Raw genomic sequence first — 13,165 nt, forward strand, 5'->3', positions numbered from 1 at the left:
CGGCATCACGCCCGCCGCAGCACTCGAAAAGCTACTCTTAGACCCATCGAAACCGTCTGTTGCGACGACCATCTGAAACCGCCGATGGTCCTGTCGACTCCCAATTGCAGAACCTCCTAGCCCGCTTCCCCGATGTAGATATCAACGTCGAAGCTACCGCGTGCTCACCGGGAGAGCTAAGAGCGAAGGGAGGTGAATTGCTAACCTCCGACCCAGCGGTCAACGCATTCTCGGTCGCGCCTGATGGTTCGAGTCTTCAGCTGATGCTAGATGGATCCCTTAAAGCTCAAGCTGACATCGACAGCTTGGAACGCAACTATTCGGAGGCGATCGGGTGCGCGGTAGAAGCGGAATTCGGGAATATAAGCCCGGCGTAAAAAGGCATCTCAGGCACCAGTAGAACGTCTCCAGGGCGGATCCCTCCACCGTTCGAACCCACCCTTACTTCGGTGAGGTCTTGGACGATCTCGGACACAAGTCCGCTCCGGGGTTGTGGCCCCGGAGCGGACAAGTGAGGACGGGGGCGGCCGGCATGGCCGCCCTCGGATCAGCGGAGATCCTTGCGGTTCGCCTCCGTGACTGCGCTTACGTTGCCGGCGTTGTCGATCACACGGAAGGACACTGCGCTCTTCGCATCGACCTGTAGCGGACCGGTGTAGGTGGCCCAGGCGGATGCTTCCTGCCCGTTCTTCTGTGTGGAGTACTCGATGGCTGCCACCCCGCTGAGCTCGTCGGTCGCCTCGACGACGATCTTCTGGCTCTTGTTGAGGGAGATTGAGGTGATCTCCGGTGCTACCCGGTCAACGAACACGTCCTCCGTGAGCGGGAGGTCGCGAGAGGACGAGCCGACCACAAAGCCGTACTCACCGTCGAGGACGACCCACTCGTCGGACTCGGTGTCCCAGATCGAGAAGGGCTGGTTGCTCGCCGTGGAGTCCACGACGACCTCGACGCGCGTGCTTTCGCCCGCGCCGAGCTCGACCCGGTCGAAGCCGACCAGGCGCCTGCCGGGCTCATCCGCGCTGTCGGGCAGGGTCAGGTAGACCTGCGGGATCTCCGCACCCGACACCGCACCGGTGTTCTCTACCGTGAAGGACACCGTCGATTGAACCGCACCGGTCACGGGGTCGTCGCTGTGCTCAATTTCGAGGTCGCTGTAGGAGAAGTCCGTGTACGACAGACCGTGTCCGAACGCGAACAGCGGCTCGATGCCCTGCTCGTCATACCACTTGTAGCCGACCTCGAGACCCTCCGTGTAGTTGACCTGGCGGATCTCATTGGTGCCGGCGGGACGGGTGGTCGAGCCGTCGGAGAATATCCCGGGGTAGCGTGCCGGATCCGAACCAGTCGGGGTGTCCTCGAGCGACTTCGGGAAGGTCATCGGCAACTTGCCGCTCGGGTTGGTGTCACCCCACAGCAGACCAGCGAGTGCCGGACCGAACTGCTCACCCGAGTGCCAGGCATGGAGCACTGCGTCGACGTCACCAAGCCATGGCATCTCCACCGCGCTGCCCGCATTCAGGACGGCGACGGTGTGCTCGGACGCTGCGGCAACCGCAGCGATCAAAGCATCACCGTCGGCATCCAGATTCAGGTCTGCCAGGTCAGTGGTTTCACCCATGGTGTAGTGACCGAAAACGATGGCCACGTCAGCCTCCGCTGCGACCGCGGCGGCCTTCGCCGGATCTGCACCGTCGTCGTACACCACGCTTCCGCCGGCCTCTTCGACCTTCGCCGTAATGCTTTTCAGCGGGTCCACGATCTCGTTGCAGTTAAGAGCGGTGCCGCGGATGAAGACGAGATACCACGCGCAGCCCGTCTTGGCGCTCACTCCGGCCGTTGCGGTGGCCCCTGCGGTCTGGCCGATCACCGCGACGGTCCCCGGGTCATCTGCCAGAGGTAGTACGCCGTCGTTTTTCAGCAGAACGGTGCTCTTCTCGGCAATCTGACGAGCCAGTGCCTTGTGCTCGACCGTGGAAACGTTGGCAACAGGAGTCACCGGCACCGGGTGGTCAAACAGGCCGCCTCGGATGTAGGAGCGTACGACGCGGAAGGCCGCCTCGTCGATGCGTTCCTGCGTGATCTCGCCCGCAGTCAGCGCCGCGTCGAGCTTAGCGGGGGTGAACCAGATTGGTCGGTTGAGTTCCTGGTCGAGGCCGGCGTTGAGAGAATCGGCGGTGGAATGAACCGAGCCGAAGTCGCTCATGACGTAACCTTCGAAGCCCATCTCGTTACGGAGGTTCGTTGTGAGGACGTCGTTCTCACATGTATAGATGGCGTTGAGTTGGTTGTACGAGCACATGATGCTGCCCGGATCGCTTTCCTTGACCGCGATCTCGTATGGCAGGTCATAGACCTGGCGGAGGGTTCGCTCGTCGATGTTTGACGAGCTCGTGCTGCGGTCGGTTTCCTGCTCGTTTGCGATGTAGTGCTTGAGGTTGGCTATTACGGGCTTGCCATCCTGGCGGTCCTCGAGGCCGCGCACGTTAGCGGCCCCCATGAGGCCGGACAGTAGCGGGTCCTCGCCGAAGTACTCGGAAGTACGGCCGGACAGCGGGGTGCGGCCGCTGGCGATGCCGGGGCCAAGCACGACCGTAGAGCGTTTATCGAAAGCCTCTTGGCCGTGCGCTTCGGCCTTGAGCTGCCCGAGTTCAAGGTCCCACGTGGACGCTACCGCGATGGGGCCAGGCCATGCCGTGGTGCCGGCGCTACCGTAGACGCCGTCCGGGCCGTTGCTGTAGATCACGGTGGGGGCGCAGTCGACCTGCGCCGGGTAGACCACGTCGCCTGGCCAAGTTGTCCGGGTTGGGTTGTTGGCAGGCTGCTCGACAAGCCAGCGGTACTTCTGGTGCTGCGAGCTTGCGTCAAGCAGGGATTGCGCGCGTGCGTCCGCAGACTTGGAGGTGTCCATCCATGGCACGGTGGAACAGTCAACTGCTGCGGCAGGGTTGGCAATCGCCACAGCTCCCCCTGGGATGGCCACCGCGGCCCCAAGCAGCAGAGCAGCGATTCGCCGGCGGCGGACCTTCCTGCGCGGATCCGTGGAACGGCGACCGAGACCTTGAGTTCGCATAGATATCTCTCTCTTCGTCGAGAAAATTGAAGCGCTCTAAATTGATGCCCTTCAACAAGCCAACTACCAAAACTCAATGCCTGTCAACGCATCCCTACGGGTCCGCCAATTATGACCCAGCTCACAAATGTCGCCGAAAAGGCAACGTGGCAACTCCGGCCCGAGAAGGCAACGATTTTGGCTTCTGTGACCTAACGCACGCTCAGTAATTTGTTACGCGTCGACTACTCAGAATGCTGCAGCCCATGACGTCACTTGGGGTCCACGGAGCGGAAAGGTTGGCGGGCGTCAATGCACCATCGGACACCTGGCAGCCCTGCCCCTTCACGGGTAGGGAGATAACTTTCGTGTACCGATCTACCATCCCGGGAAGGACCGCTTATGAAGCAGGAGGATCCGACCATCGACGATGTTGCTCGTCTCGCGGGCGTATCCCGGGCAGCAGTGTCGAAAGTTCTGCGGGATGCGTACGGTGTCAGTCCTGCTATGCGCTTGGCCGTGACCCAGGCCATGGACGAACTGCACTACCGTCCGAAGGTGGCTGCTCGGGCAATGCGGGGTGCCACTTACACAATTGGGATTACTCTTCCTTCACTGAGATCCCCCTTTGTCTCGGAGGTGGTTCGAGGCGTAGAGGAGGCGTTGACCGGGAGCCGGTACCAAGTCATCGTCGCGGTGTCGAGTAAGGACACGACTACCGAAAGCGCCGCGGCGCAAAATCTTTCTGATCGACAGGTCGACGGAATGCTTGTGGTGTTACCGGCAAGGCGGACTGATCAGTTGGAGCGCATGGCGGCGCAGATGCCGATGGTCGTGCTGGGAAGACACGTTAAATCTGACAGTTTCGACACGGTTGTTTGCGATGATCGGCGTGGCGCGACCGAAGTGGCTGAGCATCTTCTCGGGCTGGGCCATACGCGTATCGCGCACGTTGCCGCTCCATCACTGGCCCAATCTGAGCGTGCGGAAACGCCTGAGGCGGTGCGGCAATCCGCATACGTCGCCGCGATGGACGCAGCCGGCCTGGGAGATCACACTCAGGTCCTTGAAGCGATTCCGGATGAGACCTCCGTGAGTCAGGCGACGGCGCGAGCTGTGAGCGCGCCGGCACCACCGACGGCTATTTTCGCCTGCGATGACACGGCGGCCTTCGGAGTTCTTTCGGCTTTGACTCATATGCCCCCCGGCAAACCAGGCGGTGACGTGGCAGTGGTTGGCTACGGAAACGTCCAGTGCTCTGCCCACCCTCGGATGTCGCTATCCAGTGTTGATGAGAACGGGTATGAAATGGGGCATAGCGCGGTGCTGCTACTAGTTTCCAGGATTGCAGGACGGACCGAGTCGGTTCACGAAACGCTGACCCCTCGCCTCATTGCGCGTTCAACCTCACTGCTTGCACCCCCGCCGCCGAGCAGTGCTGGACCAGCACCAGGACGCACCGCTCCTTCCTAAACGGAAAACCAGCAACTGTCGAGGACGACTCGCGCTACTGATATTCCTTAGTCACTGCCAGGCGTCCGCCTGTACAGTCATTTCGGGTTGGCGCTCCTGGGCTGACTGCTCCCCCGCTCTATCAGACTGGGAGGAACGGTCAGTGTCCGATGCTTGTGCTGGGTTGGGAGGGTTATTTCCTCGATCAGGAGTTGCATGGCAAGCCGCCCCATGGTGAATCCGGGCTGGGCAACCGTCGAGAGCGGCACTGTGGTGCTTGCAGCAAAATGGTTGTCGTCGTAACCCACGACGGCGATGTCGCTGGGGATCTGGATCCCAGCGAGCAGTAAGGATTGCACCATGCCGGAGGCGAGTGCATCTGCGGCCACGACCACCCCGTCCGGTCGGAACTGAGGGTCCATCGCGGCGATATGCTTGCCCACTTCGACACCCACAGGAACGGTCAGCTTGCGCGTTTCCAGAAGTTCCATAGTGACACCAGGAGATGCCCGCACTGCCTGTTGCGCCCCAGTCAAGCGGTCTCGCACTGCCGTTAGTGTCAACGGTCCTCCGACGAACATGAGGCGCGTACAACCCTGTTCGATCAGGTGGTGAGCTGAGAGGTGGCCACCCATGATTTCGTCGACTGTGACACCGCAACTCGTGCCGTCGATGCCTGGCCAGTTGACATAGACGATGCGGGTTCCCCGGCTGCGGATCCGCTCCGCCTCGTCGAGGGGTCCATCCAGCGGCGCGAGGATTGTGCCTGACGCTCGGGACTGCTCGAAGTACTCGAGGTAGGACGTTTGCTTCGTGATGTCGACGTCGCTGTTCGCGAGAAGGGATCGGAATGGCTGGGAGCGATCAGATGCCTCCGCTTCGATCCCCTTGGCTATATCCATGAAATAGGAGTTGGTGAGATCGACTGCGACGAAACCGATTGTGTTGGCGGAACCAGTCGCTAGCGATCGTGCAGCACCGTTGGGGACGAACCCGAGCGTGTTGATGGCATCCATCACGCGGTCGCGCGTCGCCTCCTTCACAACGTCGGGATTATTGAGCACGTTGGAGACCGTCCCCGCCGATACGCCGGCGCGCCTGGCAACATCGGCGATTATTGGTAGACGCTGCTCCTGATAGTGCTTCATGTGACCGATCATAGAGCGTCCGCATCACAAAGTGGTTGACAAGATGGAGTGGCGCAAGTAACTTTTGAAGGGCTTCAAAACGCGTTTTTTCCCGCGAGTTTGAAACGCTTCAATACACCTAAGTTTTACTCTTTCGAGGAGGAAAGAATGCGTTCTATCCGACGTGCGGCCGTGGTTTCGGTTGCGGCTGTTTCAGTGGTTTCGCTCGCGGCATGCGGAGGCGGTAGCGGAGGCGATGCCGGAGGCGATGCCGATACCAGCGCCTTCAGTGTGCTCTCGAACGTCGAGAACGAGGTCGTCCCCGCGGCGATGGAAAAACTCGCGAGCGACCAGTGCGCCACCGAGAATGAAGCCATGCCGGTAGAGATCGAGACGGTCCCGCAGGCTAACTCCGATCAGCAGGTGCAGCTTCTGGCTGGCCAGGGCGCACTCCCGAATATGTACACCGTGGGCACTCCCCAGTTGACGCAGCAGCTCTCCGAATCAGGTTCGGTCGCAGACCTGGGCGCGGCTTTCGAAGAACTAGGTATCACCGAGCAGATTGAACCGGCGGCCCTGTCCACCATCGAATCGCTCTACGGCGACTTCATCGTCCTCCCAATGGAGTACAACATCGAGGGAATCTGGTACAACAAGCAGCTCTTCGAAGAGAACGGCGTCGAAGTGCCCGAGACGTGGGATGATCTCGTCGAAGCGGCAGCGACTTTCCAAGAGGCTGGACTTACTACTCCTCTCTCCGCCAGCGGTGAGCAGGGGTGGCCAATCACTCGCCTGATTGGAAATTACATCTCGCGCGACATCGGTCCTGACGCTCTGCAGAAGGTCGCTGACGGTGAAGCGAAGCTGACCGACCCAGAGTACGTCGAAGCGGCACAGAAGGTTGCCGAACTCGGTGAGCGAGGATTCTTCGGTGATGGCGTTGGCTCGATCGATTACGACACGTCGATCAACCAGTTCATGAACGGCTCATCGCCCATGCTCTACATGGGCAGCTGGGTCCTGTCGAATTTCGCCGATGAGGGGCTCAACCAGATCGGCTCGGAAAACATTGGATTCATGCCGTTCCCGAACGTGGAAGGTGGTGCGGGAGACAGCTCGCAGCTGGTCGCCAACGTCGGACAACCGTTCACACTCACGCCCGAGACAGCGCAGAGCGACGAGGGCAAGGCCTGGATCAAGTGCATTGCCGAGAATTACGGAGCAGTTGCCCTTGAAGACAGCTCCCGAATCTCCGGGTTCGTGGTCAACGAAGAGGTCGAGGTCGACGAGCTGACCCAGACGGTGCAAGACCAGCTGGCGGCAACAGAGACCACCGTTCCGTGGTTCGAGGCGTTGTTCACGCCGAAGGCGACCACAACGTCCCAGCAGAACGCGGCGCCGCTTGTAACCGGTGAAATGTCACCGCAGGAGTTCATGGAGCTCGTACAGGGCGACCTGAAGTAATACTTCCAAGTGTGGGTGGGCGACTAATTGCCCACCCACACTCGAAGAACAATTAATCCTCCCTTGACGACGCGAAGAGTGCTGCTATGAATCCACTCCTGGGCGACAAGAAGTCGACCCTCATCCTCGTAGGACCCGCGCTGCTGGTCTACTCGGCCGTGATGCTGATCCCGATCATCGCGTCACTGGGATATACGCTCTTCGCAGGCAACCCGATCATCGGGTTCTCCTTCGTGGGCCTGGCCAACTTCCAGGAAATGGTAGGCGACTCGCGTGTACACGACGCAACGCTCCTGACGATCAAGTATGCGGTTGTGATGACCGTTGGTCAGGTTTCGTTCGGGTATCTGTTGGCCCTGATGTACGTGTTCATCCTGCGTCGCTGGTCGAGCGTCGTGCGGACCCTGGTATTCTTCCCCATCGTGCTTCCCACCGTGGCGGTCGCCCTGCTGTTTCAGCAGATGTTCGCGATTGCACCTCGGGAAGGCCTCGTCAACGAGTTCATCCAGGCGCTGGGCGGCGCCTCAGTCGACTGGTTCGGGTCCGGCGGGACAGCATTCCTCGTCATCATCATCATGGATATTTGGAAGTCGATGGGTTTCTACGGCGTCTTGCTCTATGCCGGCCTGCTTGACATTCCGGACGAAGTCTTCGAATCAGCGCGCATCGACGGTGCAAGTGGTTGGCGTCTTGTCCGCCATATCGTTGTGCCCCTGTCGCTGCCCGTCCTGATCTCGTCTCTGATCTTCTCCATCAACGGAACGTTGAAGGTATTCGACAGCATTCTTGCGCTGACCGGTGGAGGTCCAGGATTCTCCACCAGCCCACTGACCATCTACATGTTCGACACGTCGTTCCGATTCGGGGAGTACGGGTATGGCAGCGCGATCGCTACGCTTCTGACGCTCCTTTCGCTGATCGTCACAGTGATCATTTTCCGCCTCTCGCGCCGCGACCTTACGAAGGGCTGAGTCATGGAACTGACAGGCACAACCTCTCCCGCGACTCCTACCGCATCACCACCGATACCTCCGCGCCGACCGCGGCGCATACGGTCCTCGCGCAAGCTGGCCGGCAAAGTGCTTTCGTCAGCCCTCGTCACGCTCCTTCTCGGGATCGTGTTCGGGCCGCTGGTTTGGATGGCCCTTGGCTCCTTCAAGACCCAGCGCGAATTCCTTAACAATCCCGTGTGGGCTCTGCCGGAACAATACAACTTCGACAACTACGTCTTTGCACTGACGACCGGGGATTTTGGACGGTACGCGCTCAACAGTGTGCTCAGCGTCGGGCCTTCCCTTTTCCTCGTGCTGGTACTCGGGGCGATGGCTGGTTTCGCGCTTGAGGTACTGGTCTGGAAGGGAAGGGGCACGGTGATGCTGGTCTTCCTCGCCGGGATCATGGTCCCGACGCAGATGATTCTTCTGCCGCTGTTCGCTGCTTACTTCCAGCTGGGTCTGACTGGCACGCTGTGGCCCCTGATCATCACGTATACAGCGACGGGGCTACCCCTGACAGTGTTCCTCATGGCAACGTTCTTTCGTGCGGTCCCGAGGGAGATCTTTGAAGCTGCCACTCTCGACGGTGCCGGCCTCATCCGCTCGTTCTTCCTCGTAGGGATACCGATGGTGCGCAACGCGCTCTTCACCGTCGGGCTGGTGCAGTTCTTCCTGCTCTGGAATGACCTGCTCATCGCCCTGACCTTCACCAACTCTGGCAATCTACGCACACTGCAGGTCGGCCTGCTGGCTTTCAACGGTCAGTTCGGGTCCGTACAGTACGGGCCCCTTTTCGCCGCAATCTGCCTCAACGTGTTCAGCATTCTGGTGATCTACCTCATTCTCAACCAGCAGATTCAGAAGGGCCTTACTGCCGGGGCGGTTAAGGGATGACGAACGGCACAGCTCACATCGATGGCATTGTTACCGTTGAACCAGGATCACCCACACTTGGAATCGGAACCCCTGCACCTCGCCTGAGTTGGAGGGTCTCCGCGCCCGTAACCTGGCGGCAGCGGGGTTACGAAGTCGAGGTTCAGCGCAGCGACCATACCGACACTTCCGGGCTCGTCGAATCTCGCGAACAGGTACTGGTGTCCTGGCCGGTGGCACCATTGCGCTCACGCGAGCGGGTCTCCATCCGGGCACGCGCGCACGGCGAAGATGGATCAACCACGCCGTGGAGCCAATGGGCTCCAGTCGAAGCCGGGCTTTTCGAACGGTCAGACTGGGCCGCCGTACCTGTCGGTGGTGCATGGCCGGAGGTAGCTGGAACGGATCGCCGGCCATCACGCGTCCGCAAATCATTCGGCCTGCCCGAAAACGTCGTGTCTGCGCGGTTGTACGCTTCAGCACACGGTGTATTTGAAGCAGAAATAAATGGCGTGCGTGTCGGCGATGACATCCTTGCCCCCGGCTGGACCTCCTACGATTACCGCATCCGCTATCGCACCTACGACGTGACCGCGCTCGTCCGCTCCGGATCAAACGTTCTAGGTGCATGGCTCGGCGACGGATGGTACCGCGGCCGGCTTGGCTTCAATGGCGGCTACCACGACCTCTACGGAACCGACCTTGCGTTCATCGGCCAACTGGAGGTACTCACCGCGGACGGCGTCCTGCACACCATCGCCACCGATGAGACCTGGCAGGCAGCGCCGAGCCCCATCCTCTTCAGCGGCCTCTACGACGGAGAGCGCCATGACCTTCGCCTCGACGAGGCGGGCTGGTCCTCACCGTCTTCACCCGATTCAACGGCCGGATGGACACCTGTCGCAGTGGGAACACTAGGCAATTCCGAGCTGATTGCGTATGAGCAGCCACCCATCCGGTGCACCGAGGAACGCGTGCCGGAAAGCGTCACTAAGTTAGCCAACGGCAACGTACTCCTTGACTTCGGTCAGAACATGGTGGGACGGCTCAGGATCCGCGCCGCCGGCCGCAGTGGTGACACCATTACTTTGCGCCACGCCGAAGTACTTCAGGACGGCGAACTCTACCGGCGTACACTGCGCCTGGCTGCCTCCGAAGACGTCGTCATTCTCGGCGGGGAGGAACCGGTCGAATGGGAGCCCCGCTTCACCATTCACGGCTTCCGCTACGCGGAAATCGAGGGATGGGTCGGCGACTTTGACCTTGCGGACGTACGCGCCCGGGTCTACCACACGGACATGCGGCGGACAGGCTGGTTCGACAGCTCAGACCCGCTGCTGAACCGATTGCATCAGAACGTCGTCTGGTCGATGCGGAGCAACTTCGTCGACATTCCCACTGACTGTCCACAACGTGATGAACGCCTTGGCTGGACCGGAGACATTCAGGTCTTTGCTCCGACTGCGTCCTACCTGTACGACTGCTCCGGCTTCTTGGGTTCCTGGCTGAAGGACCTCGCCATCGAGCAGCTCGACGACGGCACCGTACCGTGGTTCATTCCCAGGATTCCGGGCGGGCCGTCCTGGGAACCAATCAAACCAGGCGCCGTATGGGGCGACGTAGCCGTACTCACGCCATGGGTGCTCTATGAACGCTTCGGCGACCGCGGAGTACTGAAAACCCAATACGCCAGTGCAAAGGCGTGGGTTGACCTCATCGTCGGCCTCGCAGGAGAAGACAGGCTCTGGAACGAAGGCTTCCAACTTGGCGATTGGCTGGACCCCGCAGCGCCACCGGAAGACCCCGCAGCAGCCCGCACCGACAAATACCTCGTCGCCACCGCTTATCTGGCACTGTCGGCTCGCCATCTCAGCTTCACCGCGCGGGTACTCGGCCTTGACGATGACGCAGCGCACTACGGGCAGATCGCCGACGAGGTACGTACAGCCTTCCTGAACGAGTACGTGCTGCCCGACGGCACGATGAAGAGCGATGCACAGACCGCCTACGCCATCGCCATCATGTTCGAGCTTCTCGACGACGCCCGAGCGCAGCGCGCCGGGAACCGCCTCGCAGAACTCGTCCAGGCTTCCGGCAACCGGATCGCTACCGGATTCGCTGGAACACCCTTGGTCGCGGACGCGCTCACGCGTACCGGCCACACCGAAGTCGCATATGACCTGTTGCTGGAGCGCGAATGTCCCTCGTGGCTTTACACCGTCCTCCAAGGCGGCACTACCATCTGGGAACGCTGGGACAGCATGCTGCCCGACGGTACGGTAAACCCCGGCGAGATGACAAGCTTCAACCACTTCGCACTGGGTTCCATCGCGGACTACATGCACCGCCAGATCGCAGGCATCGCACCGCTGGAACCAGGCTACCGGCGGGTGCTCTTCCGCCCGCGCCCAGGCGGCGGACTCACCCATGCCGGCGGACGCCATGACTCCCCATACGGAACCATCAGTTCGCGCTGGAGCGTAACCGAGGGCACCTACGCTCTGGCCGTCACGCTTCCATCAGGAACGACCGGCGCGGTGGAGCTTCCGGATGGGACAACCACGGAAATCGGACCCGGCGACCACACCTTCTCGTGGAACGACAGCGAACCGGCACACAGCAACATCACGAGAGATGTCCGATCAGCGTGAGCATCCGTCCCGGCACCTCGAAACACTTATTGAAAGCCAGCGCCGAAACCGACGAACCACTCCTATCGAGACGAACCACTCCTATCGAGGAGTCCGTTCCCTCAGGGTGATTCCATCTGGATTGACTTTGCTCATCACAGAAAGAAGGCAATGAGCGCACTGACCGCATTTCACCCAGGGCAAACTTGGCGCGACACGAACGGCAACATGATTCAGGCCCACGGTGGCTCCATCACTACCGTCGATGGCGTCTTTTACTGGTACGGGGAGAACAAGGAGCACACGGTCCCCGGCAGCGACGTCTGGCATTGGGGTGTTCGATGCTACTCCTCCACCGACTTGTACAACTGGGAGGACCGCGGCCTGATTGTTCCGCCCGTGGAAGAGGATTCCGAACATCCCCTACATCCCGAACAAGCGGCGGACCGACCACACATCATTTACAACGAGCAGACTAGACAGTTTGTGTGCTGGATCAAAGTAATGAGCAAAGGCTCGATACAGCGGTCCACCGTTCTCGTTGCGGATCACGTCCTCGGCCCCTACACGGTCGTGCAGACCTGGTTACGACCGCTCAGCATGAATGCCGGCGACTTCGACCTCGTCGTTGACCCCCATGATGGCAAGGGCTACTACATCTTCGAGCGCGTGCACTCAGAGATGATCATCGCCGACCTCACGGAGGACTACACCGACGTCACTGGATATTACTCAACCCACTTTCCCCAGCCGCAGCCCCCTTTCGTGCGAGAAGCACCAGCTTATTTTCGGCGCAACCGTCAGCATTACCTTCTTACCTCCGGAACCACCGGCTACTACCCGAATCCGTCGGAAGCGGCCGTCGCTAAGACTATTCACGGCCCCTACACTGTGCTGGGCGACTTGCATCCGAGCGACGCATCACGAACGTCATTCCACACCCAAATCTCATCGGTATTCGAGCACCCCATGAAGAAGGACCTGTATATCGCCCTAGCAGACCGGTGGCTCCCCAACTACCTCGAACATGGCGACAAAGCACAAAAGGCCTTCGAGGAACATTTCGCGCCCGGACGCGACGGTGATGTTCGCATGGAGGAGTTCGCCGAGGTCAACACTTCCCTCGCCAGCTATGTCTGGTTGCCGTTGACGTTCGACGGCGACCGCCCAGTCATCAAGTGGAGAGACGAGTGGAGCCTTGACGAGTTTGAGGACCGGTAATCCCTAGGGGCGGATTGCAGAACTACGCCGACCCACATCGCTGGGCCGGCGTAGTTCGTCCCCTTACCATGGCGGGTGCTTTCGGTAGTCGTTAGACACGAGGCGGTATCCAGCCCATCAGTGCTGCGCAAGCCGAAGGCTCCTCGGGCCTCCATACGAACAGTCGAAGCTCGCAGGATCGATGGCGCACCGATCCCCGTAAGACCAGCCCGAGAAGGTGCACGATAAAGGTCCGGCGTCTGCGTCTCGATCCATTGTCTTGCAAGTCTAGGGCGGTTTCAGATGGTCGTCGCAACAGACGGTTTCGATGGGTCTAAGAGTAGCTTTTCGAGTGCTGCGGCGGGCGTGATG

General features: G+C 60.6%; 8 protein-coding genes. 6 read left to right on the forward strand and 2 right to left on the reverse strand.

Annotated features, from left to right (window positions below):
• Positions 1–547: 547 nt before the first annotated feature.
• Positions 548–3,073, reverse strand: coding sequence for a beta-glucosidase (locus AC4D2M_RS17090; protein WP_490893097.1), 2,526 nt, complete (start codon positions 3,071–3,073; stop codon positions 548–550).
• A gap of 381 nt (positions 3,074–3,454) precedes the next feature.
• Here AC4D2M_RS17090 and AC4D2M_RS17095 point away from each other — a divergent pair, with 381 nt between their 5' ends.
• Positions 3,455–4,525: a LacI family DNA-binding transcriptional regulator gene (locus AC4D2M_RS17095; RefSeq protein WP_490893098.1), complete on the forward strand. Its 1,071-nt coding sequence runs from the start codon at positions 3,455–3,457 to the stop codon at positions 4,523–4,525.
• A gap of 77 nt (positions 4,526–4,602) precedes the next feature.
• Here the strand turns inward: AC4D2M_RS17095 and AC4D2M_RS17100 are convergent, their stop codons facing one another.
• Positions 4,603–5,652, reverse strand: coding sequence for a LacI family DNA-binding transcriptional regulator (locus tag AC4D2M_RS17100; protein WP_490893099.1), 1,050 nt, complete (start codon positions 5,650–5,652; stop codon positions 4,603–4,605).
• Positions 5,653–5,799: 147 nt separating this feature from the next.
• On the opposite strand from AC4D2M_RS17100, the gene AC4D2M_RS17105 reads away from it, so the two are divergent.
• From AC4D2M_RS17105 to AC4D2M_RS17125, 5 genes are all read left to right on the forward strand, one after another.
• Complete coding sequence (locus tag AC4D2M_RS17105; protein WP_490893100.1) at positions 5,800–7,095, forward strand: ABC transporter substrate-binding protein; 1,296 nt, start codon at positions 5,800–5,802, stop codon at positions 7,093–7,095.
• Between the two features lie 86 nt (positions 7,096–7,181).
• A complete protein-coding gene (locus AC4D2M_RS17110; RefSeq protein ID WP_490893101.1) occupies positions 7,182–8,066 on the forward strand; it encodes a carbohydrate ABC transporter permease in 885 nt (294 codons plus the stop codon).
• 108 nt (positions 8,067–8,174) lie between these two features.
• Positions 8,175–8,984: a carbohydrate ABC transporter permease gene (locus AC4D2M_RS17115; protein WP_490893102.1), complete on the forward strand. Its 810-nt coding sequence runs from the start codon at positions 8,175–8,177 to the stop codon at positions 8,982–8,984.
• A complete protein-coding gene (locus AC4D2M_RS17120) occupies positions 8,981–11,614 on the forward strand; it encodes a family 78 glycoside hydrolase catalytic domain (protein ID WP_490893103.1) in 2,634 nt (877 codons plus the stop codon). Before AC4D2M_RS17115 ends, AC4D2M_RS17120 begins: the two co-directional genes overlap by 4 nt.
• A gap of 150 nt (positions 11,615–11,764) precedes the next feature.
• Entirely contained in the window at positions 11,765–12,814 is a 1,050-nt protein-coding gene (locus tag AC4D2M_RS17125) for a family 43 glycosylhydrolase (protein WP_490893104.1), read from the forward strand.
• Positions 12,815–13,165 lie beyond the last annotated feature (351 nt).

Source organism: Arthrobacter sp. TJ-270 (genome assembly GCF_058269075.1).

What these genes read in the sequence shown, in the direction of transcription:
- AC4D2M_RS17090 (WP_490893097.1), bottom strand. Translation starts at nt 3,073, where the DNA reads ATGCGAACTCAAGGTCTCGGTCGCCGTTCCACGGATCCGCGCAGGAAG.
- AC4D2M_RS17095 (WP_490893098.1), top strand. Translation starts at nt 3,455, where the DNA reads ATGAAGCAGGAGGATCCGACCATCGACGATGTTGCTCGTCTCGCGGGC.
- AC4D2M_RS17100 (WP_490893099.1), bottom strand. Translation starts at nt 5,652, where the DNA reads ATGAAGCACTATCAGGAGCAGCGTCTACCAATAATCGCCGATGTTGCC.
- AC4D2M_RS17105 (WP_490893100.1), top strand. Translation starts at nt 5,800, where the DNA reads ATGCGTTCTATCCGACGTGCGGCCGTGGTTTCGGTTGCGGCTGTTTCA.
- AC4D2M_RS17110 (WP_490893101.1), top strand. Translation starts at nt 7,182, where the DNA reads ATGAATCCACTCCTGGGCGACAAGAAGTCGACCCTCATCCTCGTAGGA.
- AC4D2M_RS17120 (WP_490893103.1), top strand. Translation starts at nt 8,981, where the DNA reads ATGACGAACGGCACAGCTCACATCGATGGCATTGTTACCGTTGAACCA.
- AC4D2M_RS17125 (WP_490893104.1), top strand. Translation starts at nt 11,765, where the DNA reads ATGAGCGCACTGACCGCATTTCACCCAGGGCAAACTTGGCGCGACACG.